Source organism: Nocardia sp. NBC_01377 (assembly GCF_045040005.1).
GTDB lineage: Bacteria > Actinomycetota > Actinomycetes > Mycobacteriales > Mycobacteriaceae > Nocardia > Nocardia noduli.
On sequence record NZ_CP109566.1, the window covers coordinates 8,096,663 to 8,114,949 of the forward strand.

Consider the following 18,287-nt stretch of genomic DNA (forward strand, 5'->3'; position numbering starts at 1 on the left):
ATGGTGCGGACCGCGGCTCGCCGGACTCGCTGCTCGGGGGGTGGGGCGGGCGTGCGAGGGTCCGCGATGGCGGTTGACGCGGTATTCCCCTGAGTCACGATATCGAGTAGAACAGGTTCTTATTCTGCTGGCAAGCAGTTGACCGGAAAGGGGTTGATCATGAAGTTCGGATTGCAACTCGGGTATTGGATGGCGCAGCCGCCCGCGAACGCGGGGGAGATCGTCGTCGCGGCGGAGGCGGCGGGATTCGACGCGGTGTTCGCCGCCGAGTCCTGGGGGTCGGACGCTTTCGGTCCACTGGCCTGGTGGGGGTCGAGGACGGAGCGGGTGCGGCTGGGTACCTCGGTGGTCCAGTTGTCGGCGCGGACCCCGGCGGCGACGGCGATGCACGCGCTGACGCTGGATCATCTCAGCGGTGGGCGTGCGGTTCTGGGGCTCGGCGTTTCGGGTCCGCAGGTGGTCGAGGGGTGGTACGGGCAGCCGTTCGCCAAGCCGTTGCAGCGCACTCGCGAATACGTGGACATCATCCGTCAGGTGCTGGCCCGTGAAGCCCCGGTCACCAATTCCGGTCCGCACTACCCGCTGCCGTACGCGGGGGAGGGAGCGCTGGGGCTCGGTAAGCTGCTCAAGCCGATCGTGCATCCGCTACGTGCGGATTTGCCGATCTGGCTGGGTGCGGAAGGGCCGAAGAACGTCGCGCTGACGGCGGAGATCGCGGACGGCTGGCTCGCCATCTACTACGCGCCGCGGCTGGCGAACATGTACAACGACTGGCTCGACGCGGGGTTCGCGCGGGCGGGCGCGCGGCGTACCCGCGACGACTTCGAGATCGCCGCCAGCTGCCAGGTGGTGATCACCGACGACGCCGCGAGCGAACTGGAACGGATGCGCTGGGTCATGGCCCTCTACATCGGCGGCATGGGCGCGCCCGAGCTGAATTTCCACGCCCAGGTGTACCGGCGGATGGGCTACGACCGCGAGGTCGACGAGATCGGCAGACTGTTCCAGTCCGGGAAGAAGGCGGAGGCCGCCGCGCTGGTCCCGGACGAACTGATCCTCGACACGGCCATCATCGGCGATCAGGAACACGTCAGGGATCAATTGAAGGTGTGGGAGGCGGCCGGTGTGACCATGATGCTGGTGTCGGTTCCCGACGTCGAGCAATTGCATCGGCTCGCACCCCTTGTCGATTAGTAGAACACGTTCTAAATTCAATGGGTGTCAGCCTCTCCAGCCCCGTCGGCTCCGCCGCCCCAGGATTCCCCCGTGCAGGAGCCAGTGAAAATTCTCGGTCTGTGGAATATCGCGGACGCCGAACCGGACCGGATCGCCATGGTCGATCCGCTCGGCCGGGAGGTGACCTACCGGGAACTGGCCACCCTCGCCGACCGATACGCCACCGGCCTGCGCGCACTCGGCATGGAAACCGGCGACGTTCTGGTCAGCATGGTGCACAACAGCGTCGAAGCGATCGCCACCTACTTCGCGGCCTACCAGGCCGGGCTGTACATCGTCGCGGTGAACTGGCATCTCACCGGCCCCGAGGTCGCCTACATCCTCCAGGACAGCGAAGCCAAGGCGTTCTTCGCCAGCGACCGTTTCGCCGCGGCGGCGGTCGCGGCCGCGGACGAAGCGGGACTGCCCGCCACGGCGCGTTTCGCGGTCGGCGAGATCGACGGCTTCGCACCGGTATCCGAACTCGGCGCGGCCGAATCCGGACGGCCGGACAACCGCAGCACCGGCGGGCCGATGCTCTACACCTCCGGCACCACCGGCCGCCCCAAAGGCGTCCGCCGCCCCCTCACCGGCGCCGACCCGGATGTGGTTCCGCCCCACACCACCGCCTTCTTCGGCCTGTTCGAACTGGGCGCCTACGACGATCACGTCCACATCTGCGGATCGCCGCTCTACCACACCGCCGTCCTCAACTTCGCGACCATCTCCATCCAGTTGGGACACACCCTCGTCCTGATGGACCGGTGGGACGCCGAGGACATGCTGCGCCTGATCGACAAACACCGGGTCACCCACAGCCACATGGTCCCGACCCAATTCCACCGGCTGCTCGCGCTGCCCGAAGCGGTGCGCGCGAAATACGACGTCTCCTCGCTGCGCAGTATGGTGCACGGCGCCGCGCCGTGCCCGCAGGAGACCAAGCGGCAGATGCTCGAATGGTGGGGGCCGACCGTCACCGAGTACTACGCGGCCACCGAAGGCGGCGGCACCGTCATCAACGGCACCGACTGGCTGCGCAAACCCGGCTCGGTCGGCAAAGCTTGGCCGTGGTCGGTCATCAAGGTGCTCAGCGAAGAGGACGGCACCGAAGTGCCCGCGGGTGAACAGGGACTCGTCTACATGAAGATGGGCGCGTCCAGCTTCGAATACCACCACGCCAAGGAGAAGACGGAGGAATCGCGGGTCGGTGACCTGTTCACGGTCGGCGATATCGGCCACCTCGACAGCGACGGCTACCTCTACCTGCACGACCGGCGCTCCGACCTGATCCTGTCCGGCGGGGTCAACATCTACCCGGCCGAAGTGGAAACCGTACTCATCACCCATCCGAGGGTCGTCGACGTCGCGGTATTCGGTATCCCGCACGAGGATTGGGGCCAAGAGGTCAAAGCCGTCGTGCAACCCGCCGAAGGTATCGACGGCGACGCCGAACTCACCGCCGAACTCCTCGCCTTCGCGGCGACCCAGCTAGCGAAATACAAGATCCCGAAATCGGTGGACTACCTGCCGGAACTTCCCCGCGACCCGAACGGGAAGCTGTACAAACGCAAACTGCGCGAACTGTATTGATGGCAGTAATTTTGGCGGCCGGGGCCGCGGGTTCGCGGCCGCTTATGTCTCGCGTCCGAGCGGTCGAGACTCGCGACTTCGTCGCATGCGCTTCGACCGCTCGGACGCGAGACGGGCCGCGAACAGGGCGCTCGTAAGACTCGCGCCTGTGGTGGCTGGGTGTTGATCGCTCGGACGCGGGATGGGCCGCGAATGGGGCGCTGGTAGGACTCGCGCCTGTGGTGGCTGGGTGTTGATCGTTCGGACGCGGGATGGGCCGCGAACGGGCGTTCGGAAGGGGCGCGCTTGGTGTGGTGGGAGTGCCCCTCCCGTTCTCAGGATTGCGTGACGGGGTCGCGCAATTCCAGGGGGAGGTCGAAGAGGGGGAACAGTTTGTCGGTGTCGAGGAAGAAGTTCAGGCCGGCGATGGTGTCGCCTTCCAGTTCCAGGATGGTGATCGACCAGGGGCTGTAGACGCCGGGTTCTTCGGTCGGCTTGTAGTGGCCGAAGGCGACGTGGCCGTTCGCGCCTTCCAGGCGGATGAGTTTGGAACCCTCGCAGGCGCTTCCGGTGCCGAGCATGAAGGCCGCGACATTGTCGGGGCCGGAGATCCAGAGATCGAACGGCGGCATGGACAGGGCCACATCGGCTTTCAGCAGCGTGGTGAGGGTGTCCATGTCGTAGGCCTCGAAGGCCGAGACGAAATCGTTGATCAGTTTGCGCTGATTCTCGTCGGACTCGTCGTAATCGTCGGTGACGGTGGGCTGCACCTTCGACATGGTGGCCCTGGCACGTTGCAACGCGCTGTTCACCGAGGCGGGGGACATGGTGAGGGCTTCTGCGGTTTCGCTGGCCGAGAACCGCAGCACCTCGCGCATGATGAGGATCGCGCGCTGGGTGGCGGGCAGGTGCTGACAGGCGGCGACGAAAGCCAGCCGCAGCGTGTCCTTGGTCGACGCGTGTTCGGCCGGGTCGGCGCCGAAGGCGAGACCGTCGGGGATCGGCTCGATCCAGACGTAATCCGGCTGCGGGGCGGGCAGCGGCGAATCCGGGCGCGACGGACCGTTGAGGTCCATCGGCCTCGCCCGGCGCTGCGGGCCGTCGAGCATGTCGAGGCAGACATTGGTCGTGATCTTGTACAGCCAGGACCGTAGACTCGCGCGGCCCTCGAACGAGGCGTAGGACTTCCAGGCGCGGGTAAAGGCCTCCTGGACCGCGTCCTCGGCCTCGAAGGACGATCCGAGCATGCGGTAGGCGTAGGCGCACAGCTCCCGCCGGTGCCCCTCGAACGACTTCAGTGCGTCGTCGAGGGTGGTGGACGGGCCGGACGAGTCGGTCATGGATGTCACCATGCCACAGGGGTCCGACAGATTACAGGCCCGAATTCCCGCTACCAGCGGCGTCGGTGATCGGGCTTGTCCAGGGTGCCCGACAGCGAGTGGGCGTCACGATCCCGCGCGTCGCGATGAGTTTCCCGCCGCCGTCTCGTCTGTACCGGTGAACCCGCCGATGTGCTCGAGAGGACAAGACGATGAGCAGCAGGATGATCTTCCTCAATCTCCCCGTGGCCGACCTCACCCGGTCGAAGAATTTCTACGAGGCGCTCGGCTGGAAGGTCAACCAGGATTTCACCGACGAGAATGCCGCGTGCATCGTCGTCGACGACAACATCTGCCTGATGCTGCTGACGAAGGAATTCTTCCCGACCTTCACCAAACGTCCGATCGCGGACACCGTCGCCGCGATCGGCGCGGCCTACGCGCTGTCACTGTCGAGTGCCGCCGAAGTGGACAGCGTCACCGAGGCCGCCATCGGCGCGGGTGCGATCGAAGAGGTCAACGAGGACAAGCGCGCGCAGGAGGCACGGGTCGGCATGCACGGCCGCACCTTCATCGACCCCGACGGTCACCAGTGGGAACCGTTCTGGATGAAGGGATGACGCGACGGCCCGAGGGCCGCCGATATCTCAGCTTCCGGTGAAGTTCGCCTTGCGCTTCTCGGCGAATGCCTTCGGGCCTTCTTTGGCGTCGGCCGATTTGAATACGGCGGCACCGAGTTCGGCGTCGATCTTGAAGGCTTCCTCTTCGTGCATACCCTCGGTGTCGCGAATGGTGCGCAGGATGGCCTGTACAGCGAGGGGGCCGTTGGCCGTGATCTGTGCGGCGATCTCCAGCGCTTTGTCCAGGGCGGTGCCGTCGGGGACCACGTGGCCGATCAGGCCGATCTCCTTGGCCTCGGCGGCGCTGAGATGTCTGCCGGTCAGCAGGATTTCCGCGGCGATGGTGTAGGGGATCTGGCGGACCAGGCGCACGGCCGAGCCGCCGAGCGGGAACAGTCCCCAGCGTGCTTCGGACACGCCGAATTTGGCGCTCTCGCCCGCCACGCGGATATCGGTGCCCTGGAGGATCTCGGTGCCGCCCGCGATGGCCGCGCCCTCGACCGCGGCGATCAGCGGTTTGGTGAGCCTGCGGCCTTTGAGCAGCGCGTCGATCTTGGACAGATCCCAGCCGCCGCCTTTGAACGCGTCCCCGGGATGCGAGGTGGTCATGGCCTTGAGGTCGGCGCCGGAGCAGAACGCGCCGCCCGCGCCGGTCAGGATGGCCACCCGGATGTCGGGGTCGTCGTCGACCTGGTCCCACGCGTCGCGCATGATCGCGAGCATTTCGCCGGAGAGCGCGTTACGTGCCTCCGGCCGATTCAGGGTGACGATGAGAACGTGGTCGCGCTTCTCGACGAGGCAGTGCGGCATCGGGATTTCTCCTGACTTTCTAGCCGGGGATGGCAAGTCGGCGGATTCGGCCCGGTGCGGGCAAAATCAGCCTTGTCAGGAACAGTAACACGTTCTATTTTTAGCTTGTGAGCCACAACATAGCGGACCTTGTCGAACACGCCATCGACCTCATGCCGGATCGCGTCGCCCTGGTCGACGACACCCGTGAGGTGACGTACGCGCAGTTGGAGGAGAGAGCCAACAAACTGGCCCATTACCTGCAAGAACAAGGGGTTCGGCCGGGGGACAAGGTCGGCCTCTGCTCGCGGAACACCATCGAGGCCGTCGAGACCATGGTCGCGGTGTTCAAGGCCAGGGCCGTCCTGATCAACGTCAACTTCCGATACGTCGAGAACGAGTTGCAGTACATCTTCGACAATTCGGATATGGTCGCGCTGATCCACGAGCGCCGCTACAGCGACCGCGTGGCCGCCGTGCGCCCGAACACCCCGAAGTTGAAGACCGTCGTCGTTGTGGACGACGATACGACCGGCACCGTCGCGACCGCATCGGATTCGATCGATTACGACGCGGTGCTCGCGGCCTCGTCGGGCGAGCGCGATTTCGGCGAGCGTTCCCCCGACGACATCTTCATGATCTACACCGGCGGCACCACCGGCCTGCCCAAGGGCGTCATGTGGCGTCAGGAGGACTGGTGGCGTGTGCTCGGCGGCGGCATCAACTTCGTGACCGGCGAAGTGGTGCAGGACGAATGGCAGCAGGCCAAGGTCGGCGCGGGTAATCAGCAGATGGTGCGCTACCCGATTCCGCCGCTGATCCACGGCGGATCGCAGTCGGCGGTGTTCCACGGACTCTTCGACGGCGGCAAGACCATCATGCTGCCCGATTTCAGCGGGCACGGAGTGTGGCAGGCCATCGACCGCCACACCGTGAACCTGATCTTCATCACCGGTGACGCGATGGCGCGGCCCATGCTCGACGCGTTGCAGGCCGGAAATCCGGAAACCGGCGCTCCCTACGCGCACGCGACGCTGTGGGCGATGGCGAGCAGCGCGGCGCTTTTCTCCCCGACGCTCAAGGACCAGTTCATCGAACTGCTGACGAGCACCATGATCACCGATTCGATCGGCTCGTCGGAAACCGGTTTCGGCGGCCTGTCGATCGCGACCAAGGGCGCCACCCATACCGGCGGCCCCAGGGTGAAGATCGACGCCTCCACCGAGGTGCTCGACGACGACGGCAATCCGGTGGTGCCCGGTTCCGGCCAGATCGGTTTCCTGGCCCGCAGGGGTCATATCCCGCTCGGGTACTACAACGACGAGGTCAAGACCAAGGCGACGTTCAAGGAGTTCAACGGCGTGCGCTACTCGATTCCCGGCGACTACGCCCGGGTCGAGGAGGACGGCGCGGTCACGATGCTCGGTCGCGGTTCGGTGAGTATCAACAGCGGCGGCGAGAAGATCTACCCGGAGGAGGTCGAGGGCGCGCTCAAGGCGCATCCGCAGATCTTCGACGCGCTCGTCGTCGGCGTCCCCGACGAGCGCTGGGGCCAGCGGGTGGTGGCCGTGGTGCAGTGCCGCGGCGAGCAACGCCCCTCGCTGGAGGAATTGCGCCCCATGCTGACCCAGGAGATCTCGGCCTACAAATTGCCGCGCAGCCTGTGGTTCGTCGAGGAGATCAAACGTTCCCCCGCGGGCAAGCCCGACTACCGCTGGGCCAAGGAACAGACCGAGATCCGCCCGGCCGACGATCACGCCGAGGCGAGCGCCAAGTAATAATCGGAAACCCATCCCCGCACGGAGCGAGGTTTCCAGTGACACCCCCACAGAACTCCCTCCCACCCGGGAACATCCCGCTCGGGTAACCGGATCCGGGTCGCCGATGCCGAACTCTTCCAGGACGAGGTGACGGTGGCGCGGGCCTCGGCGGTGTTCCTGCGGCGTTCGGAGCAGCCGCCGGGCGACCTGTGGACACGTGGGGACGATCCCGCGCCCCCGCCCGCCGAACTACTCGGCGCCACGGGGATGCCGCTGTGGGGCAGCGACGGACATCCCGACGGTTGGACGCACGAACTGGTCGAACATCAGAACGGCAGCCGCAAGCGCTGCTGGCAGACGCCGGTGCCGGTGGTTCTGGGTCGGCCCCCGTCCGCCTTCGCCGCCGCCGCGACGATCGGAGAGTCGGCGAGTTGATGACCAACTGGGGCAGCGAGGGCGTGGGCTTCATCAACGCGGATCTGACCATGGCGTTGACCAGGGCCGTCCAGGGCACCGCGATCGGTGTCGAGGCGGACAGCCATCTGAGTCTGGACGGGATCGCGGTGGGTAGCGCGACGCTGTTCGACCGTGCGGGTTCCTTCGGCACCTGCGTGGTGACGGCGCTGGCCAACGCCGAACGGCAGGTCGATTTCGCCGATGATCGCTTCGCCGCGATGCGTTCGGGTCAGGTGTGAGCCTGTTCGGTCGCGTGTAGGCGGTCCACGAGCGCGCTCAGGGATCTGGTCACCTTGCCGCGATCGGCGGCGACGCGGTCCAGCCCGCTGGACGCGAGCGCTTCCGTCATCGCCGCGCACGCGAGTTCGCCACGGCGGGTGGGGAATACGAGAACCCGGCGACGGTCGGTGTCGTCGACTCGGCGCAGCACGAGATTGTCGGCGATCATCGCGTCGATCAGGCGGGTGAGGCTGGCGCCGGTGCACAGTGTCGCCTCGGCGAGCTGCGACATGGACCTGCCGTCACCCGAGGTGACCGCGGTGAGGACATGCCAACGACCGACCGAGGGTTCGCCCAGGCGGGTCGCGATCGCGCGATCCAGTTCCTGTGACGCCTGGCGTATGAGCCGTGCCAACTCCTCCAGTGCGGCGGGGGCGGTGCTATCGTCCACGTCAGCACTATATATGCGGCGGTGATATTCCATGGCGGCCTCGGCTTCACGTGGCAGGCGGACGAGCGTCGATATCGCACTGGTCATTCCGCTGAGCGGACCCGCGGGCATGTTCGGGCCTTCGTCGGAGGCGTGTGCCACGCTGGCCGCCGAGGACATCAACGCCATGGGCGGCATCCTCGGTCGCCCGGTGCGCCTGCATCCGGTCGACGCCGGGGCCCCGCTGCCGGAACTGTCGGCCCGCATCGACCGGATGGTGAGTCTGGGCCAGGTCGACGGCGTCGTCGGCTGGCATCTGTCCACCGCGCGCAAGGTGATCACGCCGCATACCGCGGGCCGGGTTCCCTACGTGTACACCACCTTCTACGAGGGTGGGGAGGACGCCGACGGCGTCTACATGATCGGCGAGACTCCCGAACAGCAACTGTTTCCCGCGTTGCGCTGGATGCGTTCGGAATTCGGCGTCCGCAGTTGGTGCGTGATCGGCAACGACTACGTGTGGCCGCGTGAGACAGTCAGGGCGACAAGGGAATACGTTGCCAACACCGATATCGACATCGTCGGCGAGGGGTTCGTCCCGCTCGGCGGCCGGGATTTCGCGCCGCTGCTGGAACTGATCGGGAACTCGTCCGCCCAGGGGGTGTTGCTCCTCATGGTCGGCGCCGACGGAGCCGCTTTCAACAGCGCTTTCGCGCGAGCCGGACTCGACGACGGCCGGATTCGGCTGAGCATGATGATCGGTGAGGACGTGCTGTACGCGGGCGGGCCGGACAGTTCGCGCGGACTCTATACGGCATCGGGCTATTTCGAGAGCGTGATCTCCCCCGGTGGGATGGATTTCGGCAGCCGGTACGTCGCCAGGTACGGGACGTTCGCGCCCGCGCTGAACAATATCGGCGAATCCTGTTACGAGGGACTGCTTCTGTTCGCCTCGCTGGCCGAGGCGGCGCGCAGTCTGGACGTGCGCGCGATCGAGCGGCACGCGGAGCGGGTCAGCTACGACGGTCCGCGCGGCGAGGTCAGGGTGCGCGGGTCGCACACCACCCAGCCGGTTTTCCTGGCGGACGCCAACGAATTCGAATTCAGTGTGCTCGCCGAGCTGATGTCCTGATCAGGGGCCTCGACATCGGGGGGCTCCAGTACCCGGGCGTACAGCGGGGGTGAGTGCGGTGGTGCGCCGTAATCGGAAGTTCACACTGTGGTTTCACGGTGGAGACATCACTGTCGTTGGATCATCACCGTACGAAATAGGTTCACCTGAAAATAAATGAGGCCGCGATGATCGAGACGACCGCCGGGGCGACGCCCTCTGTGCGACGTCACTCGCGCGGCCCGCTGGACTCCGTGTGTGCCCGGCCGTGCCGGCGGCCGGGCACACACGGGGGCCGGATATCAGGGCACGAGGGAGCCCACGTTCGGCCAGAAGGGATCGGCCCGCCGATGGGGCGGGCCGATCCCGACCGGATTCGGCTCAGCGATAGGCGAGTTCGGCGAGCCGGAAGGCCAGCTTGTGGCGCACGGCGGGGATTCGGGTCAGCGTCGACAGCGCGGTGTTGCGGATCAGGCGTGCCGGGCGACTTCGCAGGGTACCCGTCCTCGTCATCAGATCGGTGAAAGCGACCACGTCCTTCGCCACCGGGCGACGGGTGGTCTCGTAGGTGTCGAGCAGCGTTTCTGGCTCACCCGCGAGAACCCTGGCCAGCAGTCCGCCCAGAACGGCCGCGTCCTGGATTCCGGTATTCATGCCCTGCCCACCCGCCGGGCTGTGCACGTGGGCGGCGTCGCCCGCGAGCAGGACGCGGCCCGCGCGGTAGGAGTCGGCGACGCGGTGGTGGATCCGGAAGCGTGAACCCCACAGCACCTCGGTCACTTTCACCGCACCGCCGGGGCCGCGCGCGTCGAGTATCGCCTGGATATCGCCGACCGAGGGATGTTCCGGCGCGTCGTCGAGCGAGGCGACCACCCGGTACCTGTCCGGGTTCTCGTCGTCCGGCAGCGGGGCGACCACGGTGACGCCGTCGGGTGAGAGATGCAGCGCCACCTCGTTTCTGGCGACGGGCCAGTCCACGCGGACATCGGCCAGGACGAACGAGGTCGGATAGGTGTCGCCGGTGAAGCCGATCCCGGCCTGCTCCCTGACGAGGCTGTGCATACCGTCCGCGCCGATGACGTATCCGGCGCGCATGGTTCCCGCGGCGTCCGTGCCGTCCAGGTATTCGACGGTGACGCCGGTGTCGTCGTCGGTGATCCGGGTGACCCGGTAGGGCCTTCGGACATCGCCCCCGGCCTTGCGCAGGCGGGCCAGCAGTATCGCCTCGGTGACCTCCTGCGGGGCCATCAAGGTGAAGGGGTACCTGGTGGGGAGTCCGTCGAAATCGATGGCGGCGAGGGTGTGGGCGCGGTCGCGCACGATGAGCCGGGGGACCTTTATGCCGCGGTCGATCAGCTCCTCGGCGACGCCGAGCTCGTCCAGCACCTCGAGGGTTCTCGCGTGCACGACCGCGGCGCGGGAGGTGTTCGCGCCCTCGCTCAGCCGGTCGAGCACGACGACGTCGGCACCGGCGTCGGCCAGCATGATCGCGGCGGTGAGTCCGGCCGGTCCCGCGCCGACGATGACGATATCGGCGGATTGCGGCAGCGGGGTGGTTGTCATGACGACTCCTAGGTCAACGGCTGTAGGCCAACGCTTGTTGGCATAACCGTAACGCCGGGCCGCTCGGTAAGTCAACACTTGTTGGCCTACAATCGTTGGCATGATAGTCGACGCAGATCAGCTCCCCGCGCGCCGCTCGGACGCGACCCGCGCCGCGATCCTGGACGCGGCCCGAGCCCGCTTCGCCGCCGAGGGGTACCGCAAGGCCACGGTGCGCGCCATCGCGGCCGACGCCGCCATCGACCCGTCCATGGTGATGCGCTACTTCGGCAACAAGGAGGGTCTGTTCGCGGCCGCCGTCGAGATCAGCCTCGACCTGCCCGACCTCTCCGGCGTCGACCCGGACGGCATGGGGGAGTTGCTGATCCGCCGTTTCCTCGGCGTCTGGGAGGAATCGCCGGGCAACGAGGTCATGCTGACGCTGCTGCGCACCGCCATCACCGACGACTCCGTCGCAGACCGGGCGCGCGCGGTATTCGCCGAACAGGTCACCCCCGCCGTCCTGCGCGTCGGCGACCCGACCGACGCCCCCCGCCGTAGCGGCCTCATCGCGACCCAACTCCTCGGCCTCGCCCTGTGCCGCTACATCCTGCGCCTCCCCCCGGTCCTCGCGCTGACCCCCGAGGAGATCGTCACCGACCTGGCCCCCACCCTCCAGCGCTACCTGACCGGCACTCACACCCCCGATTCGCGTTAACTGAACTACTTCAGCATTCTGTGCACCCTTGGGTGTATGACCGCTCGCGTTTTCCCGTTCAGTGACCTCATCCGCAAGCAGACGTCGGTATTTCCGGCCTTGGACGATGCCGATGTCGTTCTGGAGCGGCGCGATGCCGAGAATCTGGTGCTGTCGAGGTCCGAGCGGTTCGAGGCCAAGGAAGCCGCGATCGGCCTGCTGGCGAGAACTGTCGCGATCATCGCCAGGTCCAATCGGAGCCTGGCCGAAGAGGTCTTCTCCGAGGAACTCCCGTGGCTGAAATGGCTACCGGAGGAAGGACGCGGCGAGGCGATCTCCGAACTGCTCGATCATCTGATCGCCGGTGCGGCCACCGGGCTCTTCACACCGTTCGCCCGCGATCTGATCGCGTGGCAGCACACCGCCGAGATCTACGCCCAACCCGAGCTGGCGCATCGCCTTGCCGGTCCGTTCGATACGGCCGATTTCGTCGAGGTGGACCGCCCGGGGCGCGGCCGATGAAGTTGCGCAGGGGAGACGAGGTTCCGCGACCGCGGCCGTGGCGCGTGCTGGTGCACAACCTGGATGCCGCCCGCGGTGGGCCGACCTGCTTGCTCAGGCACCCGGCAATCTCGACCGGGCGCGGGTCGACATCACCGCTGATCCACGCAGTGTCGCCGATCCGTCGAGGCAGCATCGGCTGACGTTCAACCTGAAGTCGATCAAATTGGGTGGTGTCGAACTGGAGCAGTGGCGGTACGAGATCACCGGTGGCGGTCGCGTCTGGTACGCGATCGATGACGAGAACCGAACGCTGAACCTCACGCTTGCCGGTACCGGGCATCCACGGCGGACCGATCGGCGTCGTAGCTGTCGATCGACAGGCCCACCGCAGGTGCGGTGGGTCTGGCGTGGACGAGGGGTCAGGCGGGGTCGGCCAGGAGGGCGCCGAGGCCGCGGAGGTGGTCGGTGGCGGGGCCGAGGGCGAATTCGTTGTGTTTGGCCGCGGTGAAGTAGTTGTGCACGATGTGGTCGCGGTCGATGCCGACGCCGCCGTGCACGTGCACGAGGGTGTGGGCGACCCGGTGGCCCGCGTCGGCGGCCCAGAACTTGGCGGTGTGCACGGCTTCGCCCGCGGGCAGGTTCTCCGACAGTCGCCAGGCCGCCTGGGTGACGGCCAGGCGCAGGCCCTGTACGTCGATGTAGGCGTCGGCGAGGCGCTGGGCGACGGCCTGGAAGGAACCGATCGGCTTGCCGAATTGTTCACGCTCGCGGGCGTATTCGGCGACCAGGTCGAGGGCCTTCTCCAGGGTGCCGAGTTGCTGGGCGGCCAATCCGAGCCACGCGCGGCCGAGGAGCCAGTCCAGGATCTGCGCGCCGGATTCGACCGTCGCGACCAATTCGGCGGGGGTGTCGGTCAATTCGACGGAGTATTCGGCGCTCCAGTCGACCACCTGCTGCAAGGTCGAGCGCACGGTGGCGTCGGCGGGATCGACGAGGAAGATCGCGGGAACACCGGAGACGTTCGCGGGAACCAGGATTCGGGCGGCGCGGTCGGCGTGCGGCACGGTGATCTTGGATCCGGTGACCAGCCAGCCGCCCGCGTCCTGCCTGGCGACGGTCACCGGTCGGGTCGGCTCCCAGTTGTATTCCTCGGCCAGCGCGGCGGTCAGCACGATCTCGCCCGCGCCCGCCCGCCGAGCCAGCTCGCGCTGGGTGTCGTCACCGAATGCCGCCAGCGCGTTCGCGGCGACGACGATCGACCACAGGTACGGCACCGCGGCCACCGATTTGCCGAGTTCGCGCAGTACGGCGCTCTGTTCGAGCACGCCGAAATCGCCGCCGCCCACACTCTCGGGCAGCGCCGCCGCGAGTACGCCGGTCTCGGCGAGCGCCTGCCACAGCGCGTCGTCGAAACGTCCGGCGCTGTCGAGTTCGCGCAGTCGGTCGGCGGTCACGAGTTTGCCGGTCACCTCGGCGGTGAGGCGGGCGAGATCGCCCTGGGCCTCGGTCTGGGTGAAATCCATGGGTCTTCCCTGCTTTCCGAAGTCTGTCAGCGGGCCGAGGCGGGCTGGCGCAGCGCGGTCATAGCGATGATGTCGCGCTGGACCTCGTTGGTGCCGCCACCGAAGGTGAGGATCAGCGCGGCGCGATGGAAGCGTTCGAGCCGTCCGCGCAGCTGCGCGCCGGGGGAGTCCTGGCGCAGGTAGGCCTGGGGGCCGAGCACCTCCATCAGCAGCCGGTAGGCCTCGGTGGCCAGTTCGGTGCCGTACACCTTGCAGGTCGAGGCGTCCCACGGCCGCGGGGCCGCGTCACCGCCCGCGTCGGCGCGGCTGGCGATCTCCCAGTTGAGCAACTTCAGGTATTCGAGTTTCGCGTAGACCTTCGCGAGGTTGAGTCGCACCCATTCCCTGTCGATGACGCGCGAACCGTCGCCCGCCTTGGTGGCGCGCGCCCATTCGATGGTCTGGTTCAACGCGACGCCGAGCGGTCCCGCCGAGGTGAGCGCGACCCGCTCGTGGTTGAGCTGATTGGTGATGAGCGACCAGCCGCCGTGTTCCTGCCCGACCAGCGAACTCACCGGAACCCGGACGTCCTGGTAGTAGGTGGCGCTGGTGTCGGGGCCCGCCATGGTGTGCACCGGCGTCCAGGAGAAACCCTCGGCGCTGGTCGGCACGATGAGCATGCTGATGCCCTTGTGCTTCTTCGCGCCGGTGTCGGTGCGGACGGCCAGCCAGATGTAGTCGGCGTAGGCGATGAGGCTGGTCCACATCTTCTGGCCGTTGATCACGTAGTCGTCGCCGTCGCGTACCGCGCTGGTGCGCAGGCTCGCCAGGTCGGTGCCCGCGCCGGGCTCGGAGTAGCCGATCGCGAAATGCAGTTCACCCGCGGCGATCTTGGGCAGGAAGAACTTCTTCTGCTCCTCGCTGCCGTAGTGCATGATCGTCGGCGCGACGGAGTTGATGGTCAGGAACGGCACCGGTGCGCCGGCGATGGCCGCTTCGTCGGTGAAGATCAGCTGATCCATGACGGGGCGGTCCTGACCGCCGTATTCTTCGGGCCAGGCGAGGGTGAGCCAGCCGTCGCGGCCCATGTCCCGCACGACCTCACGGTAGACGTTGCCGTGCCCGTATTCGCCGGTCGTCGCGCTCAGCGCTTCCCGGCGCTCGGGTGTCATGAGCCGCGCGAAGTAGTCGCGCAGCTCCGCGCGGAGCTGCTCCTGCTGCGGCGTATACGCAATGCGCATGGCAAAACCTCGAGCCTTCGTTGGATTCGGTTGATCCGATGATTGCATATCGACTGAAACATGTTCCAGTATTGACCGCGAACCCGGTCATTGGCCGCGCACGCGCCGCCCCCGGCTTGTAGGCTTCGAACAGTAGGCAGTTGAGTGCTCGGCGAGGAGTTTTTCATGAAGGTAACCGTCGATTTCGACCAGTGCGAGGCCAACGGAATCTGCGTCGGATTCGCCCCCGACGTGTTCGAACTCGATGACGACGACCAGTTGCACGTGCGCGGAGGCGAGGTGCCGGAGAACCTGCTCGCCGATGTGCGGGACGCGGTGGCCCAGTGTCCGAAGGCCGCGCTGAAGCTGGAATGAATACTGCTTGCCCATCGGTAGGAACACGTTCTAAAGTCGGCCCGGTGAGTGAGCGAAGCGTGCGAACCGGCAACCCATCGCGCGGTGCGCGCGACATCGTCGAACGGAACGGGGCGGTGTCATGAGCGGCGGCGTGCGCGAATCCGCCGTCGATCTGGCGGGCAAGGTGGCGATCGTCACCGGCGCGGGGGCCGGACTCGGTAAGGCCGAGGCACTCGCCTTGGCCGCCGCGGGCGCCTCGGTGGTGGTCAACGATCTGGCCGACAGCGATGTGGTGGCGGCGACCCTCGCCGAGATCAGGGCGCTGGGCGCCAAGGCCGAATTCGTCGCGGGCAGTATCGCGGAACGGTCAACCGCCGACGCGCTGATCCGGGTGGCGAACGAGGCGTTCGGCAGCGTGGAGATCGTGGTCAACAACGCGGGCATCACCCGCGACCGGATGCTGTTCAACATGTCCGACGAGGATTTCGACGCGGTCGTCGCCGTGCACCTGCGCGGACATTTCCTGCTGACCCGCAATGCCGCCGCCTATTGGCGTGCGAAGTCCAAGGAGTCGGGCGCTCCGGTCTACGGACGGCTGATCAACACCTCCTCCGAAGCCGGTCTACTCGGCCCGCCGGGGCAGGGGAACTACGGCGCGGCCAAGGCGGGTATCACCGCGCTGACGCTCACCGCGGCGCGCGCGCTGGCGAAGGTGGGGGTGCGCGCCAACGCCATCGCGCCGCGAGCGCGCACGGCGATGACCGAAGCCTCTTTCAGTGCCGCACCGGACGCGGGCGTCGATCCGCTCTCTCCCGATCACGTGGCCCGTTTGGTGGCCTATCTGGCCTCGCCGGCCGCCGACGCGGTCAGCGGTCAGCTGTTCGTCGTCTATGGGCCGATGGTCGCGTTGATGGCCGCGCCCGTGGTCGAGCGGCGTTTCGACGCCGAGGGTGACGAGTGGAATCCGGAAGCTCTCGCCGACACGCTCGGGGGCTATTTCGCCGATCGTCCGGTGAATCAGACCTTCTCCGCGTCCGCGCTCTACGATCTCGGCTGACGCCGGACCGATGGCAGCTGCCTTCGGTTCGTACTGATCGCTTGTCCAATTCTTGATCCCGACCCAGACACTTGGTACACATGGGAGTCTAGTGATGTGTGTGACGGCTCACAGCGGGGGCGCGGGTCATTTCTGATACGTGTTACAATTTCAAGCCCTCTTTTAGAGGAAAATAGCAGTTCAAAACCATGAAAACCTCGCATCTCAAAAATGAACATGTTCTAATCATTCCGGCGACGCGGCCCTTCGGTGGGCCGTGGCGCACGTAACACGAGCACGTTGAGCAAGGAGGATCGCGGATGAACGAGGTCCTTGCCGTGCCGCTGCGGGCAGTCGGAGGGTTCTTCGAACTCAGCGCCGACGTCGCCCGTGCGAGCATCCGCAGGCCCTTCCAAGCGCGTGAGTTCATCGATCAGTCCTGGTTCATCGCACGGGTGTCCCTCGTGCCGACCCTGCTGGTCGCGATCCCGTTCACCGTGCTGGTGAGCTTCACGCTGAATATCCTGCTTCGCGAGATCGGCGCCGCCGACCTCAGCGGCGCGGGGGCGGCCTTCGGCGCCGTCACCCAGGTCGGTCCGATCGTCACCGTGCTGATCGTGGCGGGCGCGGGCGCCACCGCGATCTGCGCCGACCTCGGGGCCAGGACGATCCGCGAAGAGATCGACGCCATGCGGGTCCTCGGCATCGATCCGGTGCAACGACTCGTGGTGCCCAGGGTGCTGGCCTCGATGTTCGTCGCCCTGATGCTGAACAGCCTGGTCTGCACCATCGGCATCGTCGGCGGCTTCCTGTTCTCGGTGCTGCTCCAGGATGTGAACCCGGGCGCGTTCGTCAACGGCATCACGCTGCTGACCCACCTGCCGGAACTGATCATCTCCGAGGTCAAAGCCGGTCTGTTCGGGCTGATCGCCGGTCTGGTCGCCTGTTACCTGGGCCTGAACGTCAAGGGTGGTCCCAAGAGTGTCGGTGACGCGGTCAACCAGACCGTGGTGTTCGCGTTCATGGCGTTGTTCGTGGTGAACGTCGTCGTCACCGCCGTCGGCATCAAGTTCACGGTGCGGTGACCCGATGGCACTGGTGATCCAATCCCGTTTCCCCCGGACGGTCCGGCGGGTGCGCCGGTTCTCCGACTCGTTGGACTCGGTCGGCAAACAGGCCGTGTTCTACGCGCAGACGCTGGCGTCCATCCCACGGGCACTGCGGAACTACCGCACCGAGACCATCCGGCTCATCGCCGAGATCAGCATGGGTTCCGGGGCGCTGGCCGTCATCGGCGGCACCGTCGTGATCGTCGGCTTCCTCACGCTGTTCGCGGGCGGCACGATCGCCGTCCAGGGGTACAGCTCACTCGGCAATATCGGCGTCGAGGCGCTCACCGGCTTCTTCTCCGCTTTCATCAACGTCCGCATCGCGGCGCCGGTGATCTCGGGGATCGGGCTGGCGGCGACGATCGGCGCCGGTTCCACCGCCCAGCTCGGTGCGATGCGGGTGGCCGAGGAGATCGACGCACTCGAATCGATGGCCATCCGGCCCATCCCGTACCTGGTCGGCACCAGGGTGCTCGCCGGGATGATCGCGATCATCCCGCTGTACGCGCTGGCGGTGATCGCCTCGTTCCTCGCGGCTCGATTCGCCACCGTCGTCATCTACGGACAGTCGGCGGGCGTGTACGACCACTATTTCTCTACGTTCCTCATCCCGAGCGATATTCTCTGGTCATTCGCTCAGGCGATCTTCATGGCACTCGCGGTCATGATGATCCACACCTACTACGGCTACAACGCGGCGGGCGGCCCCGTCGGCGTCGGTATCGCGGTCGGTAACGCGGTGCGGTCCTCGCTGGTCGCGGTGGTCACGGTGACCCTGCTGATCTCCCTGGCCATCTACGGCACCTCCGGCAACTTCCATCTCTCCGGGTAA

The 18,287-nt window shown here is 66.8% G+C and carries 19 protein-coding genes; 13 read left to right on the top strand and 6 right to left on the bottom strand.

What is annotated here, in order from left to right; all coding sequences use genetic code 11:
* Positions 1-159 precede the first annotated feature (159 nt).
* Together OG225_RS37290 and OG225_RS37295 are read left to right on the top strand one after the other, a co-directional pair.
* A complete protein-coding gene (locus tag OG225_RS37290; protein ID WP_405179390.1) occupies positions 160-1,194 on the top strand; it encodes an LLM class F420-dependent oxidoreductase in 1,035 nt (344 codons plus the stop codon).
* A gap of 72 nt (positions 1,195-1,266) precedes the next feature.
* On the top strand, positions 1,267-2,805 hold the full coding sequence (locus OG225_RS37295; RefSeq protein ID WP_405179391.1) for an acyl-CoA synthetase: 1,539 nt from the start codon (positions 1,267-1,269) through the stop codon (positions 2,803-2,805).
* A 314-nt stretch (positions 2,806-3,119) separates the two neighbouring features.
* Here the strand turns inward: OG225_RS37295 and OG225_RS37300 are convergent, their stop codons facing one another.
* The gene (locus tag OG225_RS37300) at positions 3,120-4,124 is read right to left on the bottom strand and encodes a sigma-70 family RNA polymerase sigma factor (protein WP_216917938.1); all 1,005 of its coding nucleotides are present in this window, start codon (positions 4,122-4,124) and stop codon (positions 3,120-3,122) included.
* 191 nt (positions 4,125-4,315) lie between these two features.
* Here OG225_RS37300 and OG225_RS37305 point away from each other — a divergent pair, with 191 nt between their 5' ends.
* Complete coding sequence (locus tag OG225_RS37305; protein WP_405179392.1) at positions 4,316-4,723, top strand: VOC family protein; 408 nt, start codon at positions 4,316-4,318, stop codon at positions 4,721-4,723.
* A 27-nt stretch (positions 4,724-4,750) separates the two neighbouring features.
* On the opposite strand, the gene OG225_RS37310 is transcribed toward OG225_RS37305, so the two are convergent.
* A complete protein-coding gene (locus tag OG225_RS37310; protein WP_216917940.1) occupies positions 4,751-5,533 on the bottom strand; it encodes a crotonase/enoyl-CoA hydratase family protein in 783 nt (260 codons plus the stop codon).
* 107 nt (positions 5,534-5,640) lie between these two features.
* On the opposite strand from OG225_RS37310, the gene OG225_RS37315 reads away from it, so the two are divergent.
* The 3 genes from OG225_RS37315 to OG225_RS37325 all read left to right on the top strand — a co-directional run bounded on the left by OG225_RS37315 (position 5,641) and on the right by OG225_RS37325 (position 7,967).
* Positions 5,641-7,290, top strand: a complete 1,650-nt coding sequence (locus tag OG225_RS37315) for an acyl-CoA synthetase (RefSeq protein WP_405179393.1) — start codon at positions 5,641-5,643, stop codon at positions 7,288-7,290.
* A 129-nt stretch (positions 7,291-7,419) separates the two neighbouring features.
* On the top strand, positions 7,420-7,707 hold the full coding sequence (locus OG225_RS37320) for a hypothetical protein (RefSeq protein WP_405179394.1): 288 nt from the start codon (positions 7,420-7,422) through the stop codon (positions 7,705-7,707).
* Positions 7,704-7,967: a hypothetical protein gene (locus tag OG225_RS37325; RefSeq protein WP_405179395.1), complete on the top strand. Its 264-nt coding sequence runs from the start codon at positions 7,704-7,706 to the stop codon at positions 7,965-7,967. The genes OG225_RS37320 and OG225_RS37325 overlap by 4 nt, the downstream gene beginning before the upstream one ends.
* On the opposite strand, the gene OG225_RS37330 is transcribed toward OG225_RS37325, so the two are convergent.
* Positions 7,958-8,398, bottom strand: a complete 441-nt coding sequence (locus OG225_RS37330) for a MarR family transcriptional regulator (protein ID WP_405179396.1) — start codon at positions 8,396-8,398, stop codon at positions 7,958-7,960. The genes OG225_RS37325 and OG225_RS37330 overlap by 10 nt on opposite strands.
* Before the next feature lie 31 nt (positions 8,399-8,429).
* Here OG225_RS37330 and OG225_RS37335 point away from each other — a divergent pair, with 31 nt between their 5' ends.
* A complete protein-coding gene (locus OG225_RS37335) occupies positions 8,430-9,509 on the top strand; it encodes a substrate-binding domain-containing protein (RefSeq protein ID WP_405179397.1) in 1,080 nt (359 codons plus the stop codon).
* A gap of 360 nt (positions 9,510-9,869) precedes the next feature.
* Here the strand turns inward: OG225_RS37335 and OG225_RS37340 are convergent, their stop codons facing one another.
* A complete protein-coding gene (locus OG225_RS37340) occupies positions 9,870-11,051 on the bottom strand; it encodes an FAD-dependent oxidoreductase (RefSeq protein ID WP_405179398.1) in 1,182 nt (393 codons plus the stop codon).
* Positions 11,052-11,151: 100 nt separating this feature from the next.
* Here OG225_RS37340 and OG225_RS37345 point away from each other — a divergent pair, with 100 nt between their 5' ends.
* Together OG225_RS37345 and OG225_RS37350 are read left to right on the top strand one after the other, a co-directional pair.
* Positions 11,152-11,748 (top strand): TetR family transcriptional regulator, encoded by a 597-nt coding sequence (locus OG225_RS37345; RefSeq protein WP_405179399.1) that lies wholly within the window; start codon positions 11,152-11,154, stop codon positions 11,746-11,748.
* 36 nt (positions 11,749-11,784) lie between these two features.
* On the top strand, positions 11,785-12,249 hold the full coding sequence (locus tag OG225_RS37350; protein WP_216916300.1) for a hypothetical protein: 465 nt from the start codon (positions 11,785-11,787) through the stop codon (positions 12,247-12,249).
* Positions 12,250-12,650: 401 nt separating this feature from the next.
* On the opposite strand, the gene OG225_RS37355 is transcribed toward OG225_RS37350, so the two are convergent.
* Positions 12,651-13,754 (bottom strand): acyl-CoA dehydrogenase family protein, encoded by a 1,104-nt coding sequence (locus tag OG225_RS37355; RefSeq protein ID WP_405179400.1) that lies wholly within the window; start codon positions 13,752-13,754, stop codon positions 12,651-12,653.
* 26 nt (positions 13,755-13,780) lie between these two features.
* The gene (locus tag OG225_RS37360) at positions 13,781-14,974 is read right to left on the bottom strand and encodes an acyl-CoA dehydrogenase family protein (RefSeq protein ID WP_405179401.1); all 1,194 of its coding nucleotides are present in this window, start codon (positions 14,972-14,974) and stop codon (positions 13,781-13,783) included.
* Positions 14,975-15,139: 165 nt separating this feature from the next.
* Between OG225_RS37360 and OG225_RS37365 the strand changes: the two genes are divergently transcribed.
* The 4 genes from OG225_RS37365 to OG225_RS37380 all read left to right on the top strand — a co-directional run bounded on the left by OG225_RS37365 (position 15,140) and on the right by OG225_RS37380 (position 18,287).
* Complete coding sequence (locus OG225_RS37365; RefSeq protein WP_405179402.1) at positions 15,140-15,328, top strand: ferredoxin; 189 nt, start codon at positions 15,140-15,142, stop codon at positions 15,326-15,328.
* Between the two features lie 121 nt (positions 15,329-15,449).
* Entirely contained in the window at positions 15,450-16,367 is a 918-nt protein-coding gene (locus OG225_RS37370; protein ID WP_405179403.1) for a 3-oxoacyl-ACP reductase, read from the top strand.
* A gap of 299 nt (positions 16,368-16,666) precedes the next feature.
* A complete protein-coding gene (locus OG225_RS37375; protein ID WP_216916315.1) occupies positions 16,667-17,431 on the top strand; it encodes an ABC transporter permease in 765 nt (254 codons plus the stop codon).
* 4 nt (positions 17,432-17,435) lie between these two features.
* Positions 17,436-18,287 carry an ABC transporter permease gene (locus OG225_RS37380; RefSeq protein ID WP_109525191.1) on the top strand — a complete coding sequence of 284 codons (852 nt, stop codon included), beginning with the start codon at positions 17,436-17,438 and terminating at the stop codon, positions 18,285-18,287.